This window comes from Ancylobacter polymorphus (genome assembly GCF_030813495.1).
In the GTDB taxonomy this organism is placed as follows: domain Bacteria; phylum Pseudomonadota; class Alphaproteobacteria; order Rhizobiales; family Xanthobacteraceae; genus Ancylobacter; species Ancylobacter polymorphus.
On record NZ_JAUSUI010000006.1, the window covers coordinates 1 to 13,729 of the forward strand.

General features: G+C 68.2%; 12 protein-coding genes and 1 other RNA gene. 8 read left to right on the forward strand and 5 right to left on the reverse strand.

Features of this window, described 5'->3' with window-relative positions; all coding sequences use genetic code 11:
• Positions 1 to 42 precede the first annotated feature (42 nt).
• Positions 43 to 1,317, forward strand: coding sequence for an extensin-like domain-containing protein (locus tag J2S75_RS14325; protein WP_307021306.1), 1,275 nt, complete (start codon positions 43 to 45; stop codon positions 1,315 to 1,317).
• Between the two features lie 12 nt (positions 1,318 to 1,329).
• On the opposite strand, the gene dapB is transcribed toward J2S75_RS14325, so the two are convergent.
• The 4 genes from dapB to J2S75_RS14345 form a co-directional block, all read right to left on the reverse strand.
• Entirely contained in the window at positions 1,330 to 2,139 is an 810-nt protein-coding gene (gene dapB / locus J2S75_RS14330; RefSeq protein WP_307020586.1) for a 4-hydroxy-tetrahydrodipicolinate reductase, read from the reverse strand.
• A gap of 81 nt (positions 2,140 to 2,220) precedes the next feature.
• An RNA gene (gene rnpB / locus J2S75_RS14335) (RNase P RNA component class A) lies at positions 2,221 to 2,599 on the reverse strand.
• Positions 2,600 to 2,707: 108 nt separating this feature from the next.
• Complete coding sequence (locus tag J2S75_RS14340; protein WP_307020588.1) at positions 2,708 to 3,127, reverse strand: lytic transglycosylase domain-containing protein; 420 nt, start codon at positions 3,125 to 3,127, stop codon at positions 2,708 to 2,710.
• A gap of 339 nt (positions 3,128 to 3,466) precedes the next feature.
• Positions 3,467 to 4,282, reverse strand: a complete 816-nt coding sequence (locus J2S75_RS14345) for an N-acetylmuramoyl-L-alanine amidase (protein ID WP_307020590.1) — start codon at positions 4,280 to 4,282, stop codon at positions 3,467 to 3,469.
• Positions 4,283 to 4,573: 291 nt separating this feature from the next.
• On the opposite strand from J2S75_RS14345, the gene J2S75_RS14350 reads away from it, so the two are divergent.
• The 7 genes from J2S75_RS14350 (at position 4,574) to mraY (ending at position 12,657) form a co-directional block, all read left to right on the forward strand.
• Complete coding sequence (locus J2S75_RS14350; RefSeq protein WP_307020591.1) at positions 4,574 to 5,056, forward strand: division/cell wall cluster transcriptional repressor MraZ; 483 nt, start codon at positions 4,574 to 4,576, stop codon at positions 5,054 to 5,056.
• Positions 5,053 to 6,087 carry a 16S rRNA (cytosine(1402)-N(4))-methyltransferase RsmH gene (gene rsmH, locus J2S75_RS14355; protein ID WP_307020593.1) on the forward strand — a complete coding sequence of 345 codons (1,035 nt, stop codon included), beginning with the start codon at positions 5,053 to 5,055 and terminating at the stop codon, positions 6,085 to 6,087. The genes J2S75_RS14350 and rsmH overlap by 4 nt, the downstream gene beginning before the upstream one ends.
• A gap of 9 nt (positions 6,088 to 6,096) precedes the next feature.
• Entirely contained in the window at positions 6,097 to 6,690 is a 594-nt protein-coding gene (gene ftsL / locus J2S75_RS14360; protein ID WP_307020595.1) for a cell division protein FtsL, read from the forward strand.
• A gap of 15 nt (positions 6,691 to 6,705) precedes the next feature.
• Complete coding sequence (locus tag J2S75_RS14365; protein WP_307020597.1) at positions 6,706 to 8,490, forward strand: peptidoglycan D,D-transpeptidase FtsI family protein; 1,785 nt, start codon at positions 6,706 to 6,708, stop codon at positions 8,488 to 8,490.
• Positions 8,491 to 8,541: 51 nt separating this feature from the next.
• Complete coding sequence (locus tag J2S75_RS14370; protein ID WP_307020599.1) at positions 8,542 to 10,017, forward strand: UDP-N-acetylmuramoyl-L-alanyl-D-glutamate--2,6-diaminopimelate ligase; 1,476 nt, start codon at positions 8,542 to 8,544, stop codon at positions 10,015 to 10,017.
• A 4-nt stretch (positions 10,018 to 10,021) separates the two neighbouring features.
• A complete protein-coding gene (locus tag J2S75_RS14375) occupies positions 10,022 to 11,476 on the forward strand; it encodes a UDP-N-acetylmuramoylalanyl-D-glutamyl-2,6-diaminopimelate--D-alanyl-D-alanine ligase (RefSeq protein ID WP_307020601.1) in 1,455 nt (484 codons plus the stop codon).
• Between the two features lie 95 nt (positions 11,477 to 11,571).
• On the forward strand, positions 11,572 to 12,657 hold the full coding sequence (gene mraY / locus J2S75_RS14380; protein WP_307020603.1) for a phospho-N-acetylmuramoyl-pentapeptide-transferase: 1,086 nt from the start codon (positions 11,572 to 11,574) through the stop codon (positions 12,655 to 12,657).
• 108 nt (positions 12,658 to 12,765) lie between these two features.
• On the opposite strand, the gene J2S75_RS14385 is transcribed toward mraY, so the two are convergent.
• On the reverse strand, positions 12,766 to 13,665 hold the full coding sequence (locus tag J2S75_RS14385; protein ID WP_307020605.1) for an MBL fold metallo-hydrolase: 900 nt from the start codon (positions 13,663 to 13,665) through the stop codon (positions 12,766 to 12,768).
• Positions 13,666 to 13,729 lie beyond the last annotated feature (64 nt).

The following is a 13,729-nucleotide window of genomic DNA, read 5'->3' on the forward strand; positions in this document are numbered from 1 at the left end:
GGGCTTAACCCGCTGTCAACCAAGACGGGTTACCGTCTTCCCATGACGCGCGGCGTATCCTGGTTTTTCGTAGCCCCGCTCGTCCTTCTGGGGCTTTCGGGTTGCAAGTTCGGGCTGTTCGATCAGCGCGAACCCTGGCGCACGGAAGCTGAAGAAAGGTGTTTGGCGGAGGGCCGCGTGAAGCCCTCCGCCTTCATCGTTCAGGACCGCGCCATTAACGGCGCCGGCACCTGCGGCATGGACCATGCCTTCCGCATCACGGCTTTTTCCGAAGGATCTGTTGAGGTTAGCCCGCGTGCGACGCTGGCCTGCCCGATGACCTCGGCCGTCGACCAATGGGTGACGCAGGACGTTCAGCCCGCCGCCATGGCCTGGTTCGGCCAGCCCGTGGTCAAGATCAAGCAGATGTCGTCCTATTCCTGCCGGCGCATGAACGGGGCGACGACGGGCAAGATTTCCGAGCACGCCTTCGGCAATGGGCTCGACATTGGCGGCTTCGTTCTGGCCGACGGGCGCGAGATTTCGGTGCGCAAGGACTGGAAGGGCAGTGCCGATGCGCGCGGCTTCCTACGCACCGTGCAGGCCGATGCGTGCGAGCGGTTCACCGTCGTTCTGGCGCCCGGCTCGAACATCTACCACTATGATCACATCCACATCGACCTGATGCGCCGCGCCTCCGGCTCAACTACCTGTAAGCCATTGGCGCAGCGGCCGATTCCGCCGCGGCTGCCGGTGTATAAAGCGCCGGCCTACAAGGCGCCGCCCTATGGCGCGTCCTGGCAGACGGGGCCGATGTCGTCCGTGCCGGGCGCGGCTCAGCCGGCGGAGGATTACGGCCCGGCGGGGGACGAGCAGGAGGGTTATGACGAGGCCGCCGCCCCCGCGCCGCTCGCGCCTGCGCCTTTGGCGCCTGCCCGCCCGGCCGCCGCGCGCGCCGCACCCGCTCCCGTCTATCCGCCGGCGCAGGCCTACCCGGCGCCGAGCCATACCCCCGGCGGGAGTGTCGGGGCGCCAATGGTGCTGACCCCTCCAGCGGCGAATCCTTATGAGAACGGGGGATATGCGGCCGATCCCTATCCGGCGCCCGCTCCCGCCGCACCGGCCTACCCCGCGCCCCGCGCACCGGCCCCCGCACCGGCCGCGCCAGCCTCGACGCGTCCTCCCGGCCTGCTGCCTCCCGGCAGCATCCCGCTGGCGAAATGGCTGGGGCTCGACACCACGCCGACGGGTGCGGCCGGCGATGCCCGCTCCTTCACCACGACGCGTGAATTCGCGAGCCCGATCCCGCCCCCGGCGGCGGCGGCCGGATCGGACTGACGGGGCAACTGTTCAGTCGAGCAGCGTGTCGAGGCCGCGCTTCACCCCGACCCAGCCCTGCACCTTGCGGGCGGCGAGCAGCGTACCGGCGACATAGGGCGCGGCAGACGAGCCGGCATCGTGGCGGATCGTGAGCCGCTCGTCCGGCGCGCCGAAGATCGCTTCGACCCCCAGCACGAAGGAGGGCAGGCGCAGCGCGTGCACCCGCACCTCGCGCGGGCCCTCGCCGAAGGCGCCGCCGCGCGTTTCCGGCACGCCGACCACCTCGGCTACGGGGCGCGAGGTCGCGGGCTGACGTACGCCCGCCAGCGCTTCGGCGAGTTCGCGGCCTGTGCCGGAAGGGGCGTCCGGCTTGCCGGCCGAGGCGTAGTCGATGAGTTCGACATCGGCGACATACTTTGCCGCCTCCAGCGAGAAGCGCTTGAGCAGCGTTGCTGTGATGGAAAAATTGCCGGCCGCCAGCAGCCCTTTCAGATGAGCCTTCGCCACCTCGTCGAGTTCGGCGTAGTCAGCAGCACCGAGACCCGATGTTCCGATCACGACGCAAAGGCCGGCCTCCAAGGCGGCGCGGGCATTGTCCTTCACCACGCCGGGTTTGGTGTAGTCGATCAGCACATCGGCGGGAACGGCGAGGGCTTCCGCGACGCTGGCGAAAACCGGCACGCCGGTCGCGGCCCCACCGAGCGCGGTGCCGAGGTCGGCGCCGGAATGGGAGCGGGCGACGCCGGCGACGATTTCGAGATCGGGCGCGGCGGCGATGGCGGGCGTGAGCGCGCGCCCGACCCAGCCGGTGGCGCCGGCGAGAATGATGCGGATCGCCATGGGGTGAGTTCCTTCACGGTTGACGGCAGCCAAGCCGTAGCAAGCCGTGAGCCCGGCGCCAATGGCGCGGGGGGAAGAGTGGGTGCCAGCCGGCCTGTAAGCCGGGTTCTGTATGGCGGGATTTCTCCCACGTGACGGCCATTCCTCTGGGACGCCAATTGCTTGGCGCCTCGAGCAGTCAACCCGGGCGGCTGTCCGAAGACGGGACCTGAAGCGGAGCTTCGTGCCACCCCTATACGACTTTGCTCCCGGTGGGGTTTGCCGTGCCGCCTCCGTTGCCGGACGCGCGGTGCGCTCTTACCGCACCGTTTCACCCTTACCCCGGGCGAACCCGTGGCGGTCTGATTTCTGTGGCACTTTCCCTAGGGTCGCCCCCGCCGGACGTTATCCGGCACCGTGTCTCCGTGGAGCCCGGACTTTCCTCGGCATCTTGCGATGACGCGGCCGTCCGGCCGGCTGGCGGTCTGCACATGCGGGAGCGCGGCGCTGGCGTCAAGTGCGCGGGGGAGGAAGAGGCCATTGGCGCCGCTCCGCCCACAGGGCAAGCCCTGCATGCGGGGCGTCGGCGTCAGTTGGAGGCCATGATGGTGCGCGCCTTGGAGCAGTAGCTGCGTGCGGCCGATGACATGCGCTTGGCGCCGTGGCCGCCTTGGTAGCGCATCACGGTGCCGCAGGTGTCGCCGCTGGCGAGGCGATAGGCGCCGGCGAGGTAGCGCATGCCCCAGCGGATGTTGGTCGCGGGCTCGTAGAGTTTGGCGCGGGAGCCCTTGTAACCCATGCCGCGCGCGGTCTGGTGCTTGATCTGCATGAGACCGACCTCGCCGGCGCGCCCGGTGGTCTGCACCTTCCAGTTGCTCTCGATGCGCACCACGGCGCGGGCGAGGGCGATGGGGATGCCGTTGGCGCGCGCCTCACGGTCGACGAGTGCGGTCAGATTAGCTCTGGAGGATGAGAGGTTTATCTCGGAAGAATCGCGGGGAGACGGCACCGGTCGCTCGAAAATCGATTTAGCGCCCGCCATGTTCGGCAGGATTGGGATGAAGAGTGAGGCAACCAGGAGAGCAGAGAAGAGACGGGAAACGTTCATCAGACGGTTAAAGCCTTTCGATCCGGTTTGGGCAGCCGGGGAAAAGCCAAGAAAATCAGGTACGAATGTGACCCGCGCCGTACAAGAACGGTCGCATTGCCGACAAGCGACGGCCGCAACCCGCCGACAGTACCGCGCAATGTGGTGCCATCGCAGCGCGCGCGAACGATGCTTGCGGGACGGCGGCAGCACGCGCAGCATCCTGTCGCGCGCTGCGCATATTAGAGGCGTGGCGTTATTTCAGGCGGTCTGGGCGTCGGGCGCCGCGCCCGCCGCGCCCGCCAGGCCCGTCGGGCGCGCGGCGCAGAGCGCGTAGAGCGTCGCCAGCGTCGAGACATCGGCCACACCATCGACGCGAGCGCGGCGGAAATGCCGCTGGAAGGCCCGGACGACCGCCTCGGTCTGCGCGCAATAGGTGCCGGTCACCGGCACGCCATAGCCATAGAGGGCGAGCATGGCCTGCAGCGCCTCGATGGGCTGGCCGTGCTCGCCGCGCATGAAAAACCGTCCATCGCTGGGCGGGACTTCCTCGACGAGATGCCCGACCCCGAAGCGATGCAGGATGTCCCACGGAAACTTTTCGCCGGGGTCATCCTTGCGCGTCGGGGCGACGTCGGAATGGGCGAGCACCCGGTCGGGCGGGATGGGCTGTCGCGACTGGATGTCCTTGGCCAGCGCGGTCACAGCCTCGATCTGGATGGGGGGGAAGGGCGGGTAGCCGAATTCGTGCCCGGGATTGGCGATTTCGATGCCGATGGAATGCGAGTTGATGTCGGTGGCCCCTGCCCAGAAGGCGGCGCCGGCGTGCCAGGCGCGGCGCGCTTCCGGCACCAGCTGAAGAATGCGGCCATTCTCCAGAACCACGTAATGCGCCGATACTTGCCGCTCCGGCGCGCGCAGCCAGGCGACCGCCTCGGCGGTCGATTCCATGCCCGTATAGTGCATGAGCAACATGTCCGGTCGCGCGACACCGAGGCGAGGGCCGTGGTTGGGCGAGGGCAGGACCTCGGCAACCAGCGGCGAGTCGGGTGGAAAAGCGGTGTCGTTGTTGCTCATCCCGCAGCAGCTAATGCCGGGCCGGGGGTGATTCAACAGATTCTTAAGGTTCATGGGGCGTTAATGCCGGATGCCGACTGCGGCGGAATCACCTGTGTGGAAGCCCCACAGGCGGTGGTCCGTCACGGTCATTCCATTGACGACCATCACATCCCATGGTATCCCAAATCATCCCGTTGCAGTACCGCGTAACCAAGGCCGACGGCGCCGTTTCGGCGCCGGTCGTTCGGCATTTGTTGCGCGGCGGGCACATGGCGGCGGGGCGTGTTTGCGTAGGGGCGTGCCGGGCCGATGGAACGTTTCGTATCGACCTACCCGATGCGGCTCGATTCCAAGGGCCGGATGTCGATCCCGGCACCGTACCGCGCGCTTCTGGCGCGGGACGGGCTGGAGCACCTGTACTGCCATCCGGCGCTCGACCTTCCCGCCCTGCAGGCGGGCGGCGCGCGGCTGATGGCGGGGATCGACGCCCTGATCGCGCGTTATCCGCCCTATTCGGAAGCGCGGGAGGAACTGGCGGGCGCGCTCTACGGGGCGATCGAGATGGTCAAGCTCGATCCGGAGGGTCGCGTGATGCTCGGCGAGGGGCTGAAAGCCCATGCGCACATCAAGGACGAGGCCGTTCTGGTCGGCCTCGGGGATCATTTTCGGATCTGGGAGCCCGAGCGCTTCCGGGCGCATCTGGCGGAGGCCACTGCCAGAGTGCGCGCGCTGAAGCAGGAGATCGGCTCTCAGGGGGCGACGCGGGATTCCCGCGCCGATGGGGCACGATGACGGGTCGCGGCGGTTCGGAGACGGACGCTGCCGGCGGACCGGCCCGTCATCTGCCTGTCCTGCTGAACGAAGTTCTGCATTATCTCGCCCCGCAGCCGGGCGGCATCTATGTCGACGGCACCTTCGGCGCCGGCGGCTATACGCGCGCCATTCTGGGTGCGGCCCCGTGCCGCGTGATCGCCATCGACCGCGATCCAAACGCCATTCGCGACGGGCAGGCGCTGGTCGCGGAATTCGACGGACGCCTCACGCTGGTGCCGGAGCGCTTCAGTGCGCTCGATGCGGTGGTCGAGGCGCAGGGCGAGCCGTTCGTCGATGGGGTCGTGCTCGATATCGGCGTCTCCTCCATGCAGCTCGACGAGGGCGAGCGCGGCTTTTCCTTTCGCCGCGATGGGCCGCTCGACATGCGGATGTCGCAGGACGGGCCCTCCGCCGCCGATCTGGTGGCGAAGCTCTCCGAGACCGAACTCGCCAATCTCATCTATCGCTTCGGCGAGGAGCGCCGCTCGCGGGCGGTGGCGCGCGCCATTGTGGAAGCGCGGGCGCAGGAACCGATCGAGCGCACGCTGCAGCTGGCCGACATCGTCGCCAAGGTGGTGTGGGCGAAGCCGCACGAGCCGCATCCGGCCACCCGCACCTTCCAGGCGCTGCGCATTGCGGTGAATGACGAACTTGGCGAGCTCGCCCGCGCGTTGGAGGCCGCCGAGCGCGTCCTCAAGCCCGGCGGTCGGCTGGTGGTGGTGACCTTCCACTCGCTGGAAGACCGCATCGTCAAGAACTTCCTTGCCAACCGCGCCAAGGTCGCCGCCGGTTCACGTCATCTGCCGGCGGTGGCGGGTGCGGCGCCGAGCTTCACGCTCGTGGCGCGCGGCGCGGTCGAGCCGGGTGAAGAGGAACGGGCGGCCAATCCGCGGGCCCGCTCGTCCAAGCTGCGGGCCGCCGCCCGCACCGCGGCGCCGGCCCATGCCGGCGGTGACCTCGGCTCGCTGCTGCCGCCTCTGCCCGCCCTTGATGCTCCCCGCCGTCGCTGAGGTCGAGACATGTTCCGCATACTCAACGCCGTCTCGGTCATCGCGCTGCTCGCCGCGGCGGGTATCGTCTACCATGTCAAATATTCCTCGGCCTTCGAGGCGCAGGAAATCGCCAAGCTGCGGACCGAAATCCGGTCCGAGCGCGACCGCATCGCCATTCTCCATGCCGAATGGGCCCGCCGCACCGCGCCCGACCGCGTTCAGGCCCTGGCGGAAAAGCATCTCGACATGCAGCCGCTCGATGTCGACCATATGGACCGCCTCGCCAGCCTTCCCGCCAAGTCCGAAGGGGGAGGCGACGCGCTCGGCGGGATGATCGAGGCGCTGGTGGACGGCCCCTCTCTCAATCCCGCTACACCGGAAGCGGCCGCGTCCAAGCCGGCCAAGCCGGCGCGCAGCGCCCCGGTGGCCAAGCTGCCCGACGATGCGCCGCTGCCCGAACAGCCCTTCTCCGCCGAACCGTTGCCCCTCTCGGCAATGCCGCCGGCGGGAACGATGGGTACCCCGCGCCGCAGCCCCGCCGGCGCGCAGGGCGTTGTCGGCGCGCCGCTCAATCCGGTCATGGCGGCGCCGCTGCTTCCCCCCGGCGATATCGGCCAGTAAGCGCGAGGTGGCACCATGAGCATCGTTTCCAGCCTCTCCGCCCCCGCGATCGGCCGCGGCCTGCTTCGCCTGCCGCACGCCTTGCTGCGTGGACTGCTCGCCATTGTGCGGGCCGCCTTCGGGCGCGGCCGGCCGGAACCTCATGCCGTCGCCCGCGCGCGCATCGTGCTCTGCATGATCGTGTTCGGCGGTGTCTACCTCGCTATTGGCGGCCGGCTGGCCATGCTGGCCTCGGCGCCCGAGGGCGCCGTGGCGCGGCGCATCGTTGCCACCGATGCGGTCGCTTCGGCGCGGCCGGACATTGTCGACCGCAACGGGCTGGTGCTGGCCACCGATGTGAAGTCCGCCTCGCTCTATGGCGAACCCCGCCGGCTGATCGATGTCGACGAGGCGGTCGAGGCACTCACGGCCGTTCTGCCCGACCTCGACGCCAACGAACTGCGCCAGCGGCTCTCCACCGATCGCGGCTTCATCTGGCTCAAGCGCGACATCACCCCGCAGCAGCAGCGGGAAATCCACAATCTCGGGCTGCCTGGCATCGGCTTCATGACCGAGAACCGGCGCATTTATCCCGGTGGCACCCTGGGCGCCCATGTGCTCGGTTCGACCAATATCGACAATCAAGGCATTGCCGGCATCGAGAAATGGGTCGACACGCGCGGGCTTTCCGATCTCCACCTCGCGGGCTTTGCGACCGACCGCCAGCAGGAACCGGTGGAACTGGCGCTCGATCTGCGCGTGCAGCACGTGCTGCGTGACGAGCTCTTCGCCGCCAAGGAGAAGTTCAAGGCCATCGCCGCCGCGGGAACGGTCGTGGATGTGCGTACCGGCGAGATCGTCGCCATGGCCTCGCTGCCGGATTTCGACGCCAATGACCCGGCGCGCTCGCTCGACCCGAAGAACCTCAACCGCCTGACCACCGGTGTGTTCGAGATGGGTTCGACCTTCAAGGCGCTGACCTTCGCCATGGCGCTGGACAGCGGCCGCTTCAACATCAACTCGACGCTGGACGCGCGCGGGGCGCTGAGCTTCGGGCGTTTCAAGATCAGCGACTATCACGCGGAAAACCGCGTGCTGACGCTTCCCGAAGTGTTCCTGTTCTCGTCGAATATCGGCACCGCGAAGATGGCGCTGTCGCTTGGCGTGGACGCGCACAAGGCGTTCCTCGCCAAGGCCGGGCAGCTGGACCGGCTGCGCACGGAACTCCCGGAAAGCGCCATGCCGATCGTGCCCAAGCGTTGGGGCGAGGTGAACACCGCGACCATCGCCTTCGGCCATGGCCTGGCAGTCGCGCCGCTTCAGGCGGTGATGGCGGTGAACGCGCTGGTCAATGGCGGCTATCTCATTCCCCCGACCTTCCTCAAACGGACGCGGGAGGAGGCGATGGCGCTCGGCACGCCGATCATCAAGCCGGAAACGAGCGCCAAGATGCGCTACCTGCTGCGGCTCAATGCCGAGAAGGGTTCGGCCAAGAAGGTCAACGTTCCCGGCTTCTATGCCGGGGGCAAGACCGGCACGGCGGAAAAGGTCATCAATGGCCGCTATTCAAAGACGCGGCTGCTCACGACCTTCACGGGTGTTTTTCCGATGGACAATCCGCAGTACCTGGTGCTGGTGATGCTGGACGAGCCGCAGCCGGTCGAGGGCACCTATGGCTTCGCCACCGCCGGCTGGAACGCGGCGCCGACCACGGGCAAGATCATCTCCCGCATCGCGCCGATGCTGGGCATCATGCCGCGCACGGATGTGCCGCCGGCCGAAAGCCTGCTCGCCAACACAACCCTGGCTCGGGTGCAATGATGTAAAAGGCGCCCGCTGCGGGCGCGCAGGACGACGCCAATGCCTGACCGGATGCGACCCACTGTTGACTGCGCCCGCCGCCTGACCCTCAAGGGTCTGATCGGGGAGGATGCCGACTACGCCGGCGCCGTGCCGGAACTCGCGGTTGGCGAGCCTTCGCTCGACAGCCGCACGGCGCGGGCGGGTGACGTGTTCTTCGCCTTGTCGGGAGCGAAGTCCGACGGTCTCTCCCATGCGAATGACGCCATCGGGCGCGGCGTCGTCGCCGTCGTCGGCGAGGCGGAGCGGCCGCAAGGACTCGATCCCGCCATCTCCTATGTCCGCGTCGGCAATGCCCGCCGCGCCGTCGCGCTTGCGGCCGCGCGGGCCTTTCCGCGCCAGCCGGCAACCATTGCCGCCGTCACGGGCACGTCCGGCAAGACCTCAGTGGCCGCCTTTACCCGGCAGATATGGCAGGGCCTCGGCTTCTCCGCCGCGAGCCTCGGCACGCTTGGCGTGGTCGCGCCGTCCGGTAACGCCTATGGTTCGCTGACCACGCCCGATCCGATCGAACTGCATCGCACGCTGCACCACCTCGCCGAAGAGGGTGTCACACATCTGTGCCTGGAAGCTTCCTCCCACGGGCTCGACCAGCACCGGCTCGACGGGGTGCGGCTGAAGGCCGGCGGCTTCACCAACCTCTCGCGCGACCATCTCGACTACCACCCGGACATGCAGGCCTATCTCGACGCCAAGATGCGGCTGTTCCGCGATCTCGTGCCCCGCGGCGGCGGGGCGGCGGTGTGGGTCGACAGCACCGAAGGCAGTCACGTCGCGCAGGTCGCCGCCGAACACGAGCTTAACGTGCTCGGCATCGGTGCGACGGGAGCCGGCATCGCGCTGTTGAACCGTGTCGATGAGGGGCTGGGCCAACGGCTTGAGATCGAAATCGACGGTGCGCGCCACACGGTGAAACTGCCGCTCGTCGGCGCGTTTCAGGCCTGCAATGCGCTCATCGCCGCCGGTCTCGCCCTGCTCACCGGTGCCGTCCCCCGCGAAGCGCTGCCGCTGCTCGACACTCTGGAAGGCGTGCCGGGCCGGCTCGAACTCGTCGGTACGAAGGAGGGTGCGGGCGTGTTCGTCGACTACGCGCACAAGCCCGACGCGCTGGCCAACGCGCTCGACGCGCTGCGCCCCTATGCGAGCGGGCGGCTGATCGTCGTCTTCGGCTGTGGCGGCGACCGTGACCGGGGCAAGCGTGCGATCATGGGCGCGATCGCCACCGCCAAGGCCGATGTGGTGATCGTTACCGACGATAATCCGCGCAGCGAAGATCCCGCCACGATCCGGGCGGCGATTCTCGCCACTGCGCCGGGTGCGCGGGAGGTCGGCGACCGCGCAGAGGCCATCAAAGCCGCGCTGGACGAGGCGGCACCCGGAGATGTGGTGCTGATTGCCGGCAAGGGTCACGAAACCGGCCAGATTATCGGCGACCGGACGCTGCCATTCTCCGACCGCGATGTCGCGGCCGGGCTTCTCGGGAGATGAGCGCATGAGCGCCGGTTCGGCTGCCGTATCGCCGCTGTGGACGCCGGAGGCGCTGGCCCAGGCTACCGGAGGAGTGCTCGCCGGTGCGCCGGCCGGGGCCATTGGCGGCGTCTCCATCGATACCCGCACTCTGCGGCCGGGCGAAGTGTTCTTCGCGCTTCGCGGCGACAACAGTGACGGCCATGCCTATGTCGCCCTGGCACATGAGCGCGGCGCGGCACTAAGCGTGGTCGAGCGCGGGCGCACCGGCGACATGCCGGAAGGCGCGCCGCTGCTTTTGGTGGACGATGTGCTCCGCGCGCTGGAAGCGGCCGGGCGCGCCGCCCGGGGCCGCACCCGCGCCCGCATCATCGGTGTCACGGGCTCGGTCGGCAAGACCACGACCAAGGAAGCACTGGCCCTGGCGCTGGGGGCAGACGGCCCGACCCATGCCTCGGCGGCGTCCTACAACAATCACTGGGGCGTGCCGCTCTCCCTCGCCCGCATGCCGCAGGACAGCGTCTATGGCGTGTTCGAACTCGGTATGAACCATGCCGGCGAGATCGCGACGCTTGTGGACATGGTGCGTCCGCATGTGGCGATCATCACCACGGTCGAGCCGGTCCATATCGCCCAGTTCGACAGCGTGGAAGGCATCGCCGATGCCAAGGCGGAAATCTTCACCGGCGTAACGCCCGGTGGCGCGGCCGTGCTCAACCGGGACAACCGGCATTACGAGCGGCTGGTCGCCGCCGCGCGGGCGGCGGGCATCGGCACGATCATCGGTTTCGGCGAGGCGGAAGGCGCGCAGGCCCGGCTCACCAGCGTCAATCTCCAGCCGCATATGTCGACCGCCATGGCCGACATCATGGGCGAGAGCGTCAGCTTCAAGGTCGGGCTGCCCGGCCGCCATATCGTGCAGAACGCGCTTGCCGTGCTCGCCGCCGCCAAGCTGGCGGGTGCGGATCTGTGCCTCGCCGCGCTCGCGTTGTCGGCGCTCGGCCCGCCTCCGGGGCGCGGCGTGCGCACCGGGCTGGCGGTCAAGGGCGGGCGCGCGACCGTCATCGACGAAAGCTACAACGCCAACCCCGCCTCGATGCGCGCGGCGCTGGCCGTGCTCGGCACAACCCCGCCGACCGGTCGCGGCCGGCGCATCGCCGTGCTCGGCGACATGCTGGAACTCGGGCCGCAGGGCGAGGCGATGCACCGTGAACTCGCCCCGGCTGCCAGCGTCGCCGATCTCGTCTTCTGCGCCGGCCCGCTGATGCGGGCGCTGTGGGAGGCGCTGCCCGAAAGCCGCCGCGGCGGCTGGGCGCCGGACGCGGCGGCACTTCTGCCTCTCGTGGCCGAGCGGCTGCGCGGCGGCGACGTGATCATGGTCAAGGGTTCCAATGGCAGCCGCATGGGGCCGCTGGTGCGCGCACTGATCGAGCGTTTTCCCGCCGACCGCCTTGCGGAAACGGCGGAATCATCGGAATGAGCCGCGCCGTTTCTTTCTTCCCGATTCCGGGCCTGAACACTTGCCTGGCGCGGCGCGCCGGCTTGCCGCTCCGCCCACCCCAAGGTTGATCTTCCATGCTGCAATGGCTTGCCGAACTCCAGGGAAGCGTCCCGGCGGTTAACGTCTTCCGCTACATCACTTTCCGCACCGGCGGGGCGATCATCACCGCGCTGCTGTTCGTCTTCATGTTCGGCCCGGCGATCATCGCCCTTCTGCGGCTGAAGCAGGGCAAGGGCCAGCCCATCCGCACCGACGGGCCGCAGTCGCATTTGCTGACCAAAAAGGGCACGCCCACCATGGGCGGGCTCATGATCTTCTCGGGGCTCATGGTGGCGACGCTGCTCTGGGGCAACCTGTCCAACCCCTATGTCTGGGTGGTGCTGTTCGTCACCATCGGCTTCGGGCTGATCGGCTTCTATGACGACTATCTCAAGGTGACGAAGCAGACCCATAACGGCCTGTCGGGCAAGGCGCGCCTCGCCATCGAGGCGCTGATCGCCGGCACGGCGGCGGTGGTCATCATGCATGTCGGCCGCGAGCCGCTGTCCTCCTCGCTGGCCTTCCCGTTCTTCAAGGACCTGCTGCTCGATCTTGGCTGGTTTTTTGTCGTCCTCGGCGCCTTCGTCATCGTCGGCGCCGGCAATGCGGTCAACCTGACCGACGGCCTCGACGGCCTCGCCATCGTGCCCGTCATGGTGGCGGCGGGCAGCTTCGGCATGATCTCCTATCTCTCCGGCAATGTGCTGTTCGCGGATTATCTGCAGATCCACTATGTCGCCGGGGTGGGCGAACTGGCGGTGATCTGCGGCGCCATCATCGGCGCCGGCATCGGCTTTCTCTGGTTCAACGCGCCGCCGGCGCAGATCTTCATGGGCGATACCGGTTCGCTGGCGCTCGGCGGGCTGCTCGGCACCATCGCGGTCGCTACCAAGCACGAGATTGTGCTGGCGGTGATCGGTGGCCTGTTCGTGCTGGAGGCGGTCTCGGTGATCGTTCAGGTCGCCTCATTCAAGCTGACCGGCAAGCGCGTGTTCAAAATGGCGCCGATCCACCACCATTTCGAGCAGAAGGGGTGGACCGAGCCGCAGATCGTCATCCGCTTCTGGATCATCGCGGTGGTGCTGGCGCTGATCGGCCTCTCGACGCTGAAGCTGCGGTGAGTTTTTCGTCGTCCCGGCCGAGCGAAGCGAGAGCCGGGATCGCCATCCGTTCATGGTACGCGATCCCGGACGGCCTGCGGCCGTCCGGGATGACGGGGCTTCAGAGCCTCATCCCGGCAGCGCCAGCACCTTCTTCACGTTGCTGGCGTGTACCGCCTCATAGGGGGCGAAATAAGCCAGCATCCCGGTGGCGAGATCGCCGGCGATGAAGGTGGAAAGGTCCTGGTCGGCCAACGCCATGTCGATGCGGGTGTGCAGCAGCTTGCTCACATAGCGCAGCGTGGCATTGATCAGTTCGGGCCCGTAGCCGCCGGCGGCGATCACATCCGGCGCGCCATGATTTGGCAGGATGCGGCCATAGCCCCACTGCCGGATGCGCTTCAACTCCTCGATATGGACCGGTAGCCGTTCGGCCTCGGCAACATAGGTGATGGGCTCTTCCAGCGTGTCGCCGGCCAGCATCACCCCGAGCTGCGGCAGCAGCAGGATCAGCCCGTCATGGCTGTGGATCTCCGCCGGCTCCAGCTTCACGGTGAGGCGGCCGACGGAAATCTCGGTCGGGCCGGTGATAATCTTGTTCGGCATGACCAGCGGGAAGATCGGCGGGTCGCCATTCTCCAGCGCCACGCGGTTGGCGGCGAGCGCCCGTTCGGTGCGGTCGAGGGCGATGATCTCGTCTGTGGCGAAGACGGCGTTGCCGGCGACATGGTCGTCGTGCCAGTGGCTCAACACCACACGGAAAGACGTGACGCCCGCTGCTTCCAGCGTCCGGCGCATCATCTGCGCGTGGGGAATCGAGATGTGGGTGTCGTAGAGCAGCGCCTCATTGCCATCCACCACTGCATAGACGCAGACGCCGAGGGCATAGGCGCCATCGTCGAGCCAGTTCGGCGCCGCCGAATGCGCCCGCGCGCCATCGATCCGGCCGTCATAGAAGGCGTAGATGTTGGGATGTGGCCGCAGCACGCGCATCGTCGAACCGAGGGGCAGCAAAGCGGGGGCGGGCATGGCAGGCTCTCAGGCTGGGGGAGGGGCACCGGTGGCGTGTCAGGCCGATCATTTCATCGCCCCG

Bases quoted from the DNA above. Each gene is read 5' to 3' on its own strand.
- rsmH (WP_307020593.1), top strand. From the start codon at position 5,053: ATGACGGGTCGCGGCGGTTCGGAGACGGACGCTGCCGGCGGACCGGCC.
- J2S75_RS14385 (WP_307020605.1), bottom strand. From the start codon at position 13,665: ATGCCCGCCCCCGCTTTGCTGCCCCTCGGTTCGACGATGCGCGTGCTG.
- J2S75_RS14375 (WP_307020601.1), top strand. From the start codon at position 10,022: ATGAGCGCCGGTTCGGCTGCCGTATCGCCGCTGTGGACGCCGGAGGCG.
- J2S75_RS14345 (WP_307020590.1), bottom strand. From the start codon at position 4,282: ATGAGCAACAACGACACCGCTTTTCCACCCGACTCGCCGCTGGTTGCC.
- J2S75_RS14365 (WP_307020597.1), top strand. From the start codon at position 6,706: ATGAGCATCGTTTCCAGCCTCTCCGCCCCCGCGATCGGCCGCGGCCTG.
- J2S75_RS14370 (WP_307020599.1), top strand. From the start codon at position 8,542: ATGCGACCCACTGTTGACTGCGCCCGCCGCCTGACCCTCAAGGGTCTG.
- J2S75_RS14350 (WP_307020591.1), top strand. From the start codon at position 4,574: ATGGAACGTTTCGTATCGACCTACCCGATGCGGCTCGATTCCAAGGGC.
- ftsL (WP_307020595.1), top strand. From the start codon at position 6,097: ATGTTCCGCATACTCAACGCCGTCTCGGTCATCGCGCTGCTCGCCGCG.
- J2S75_RS14325 (WP_307021306.1), top strand. From the start codon at position 43: ATGACGCGCGGCGTATCCTGGTTTTTCGTAGCCCCGCTCGTCCTTCTG.
- mraY (WP_307020603.1), top strand. From the start codon at position 11,572: ATGCTGCAATGGCTTGCCGAACTCCAGGGAAGCGTCCCGGCGGTTAAC.
- dapB (WP_307020586.1), bottom strand. From the start codon at position 2,139: ATGGCGATCCGCATCATTCTCGCCGGCGCCACCGGCTGGGTCGGGCGC.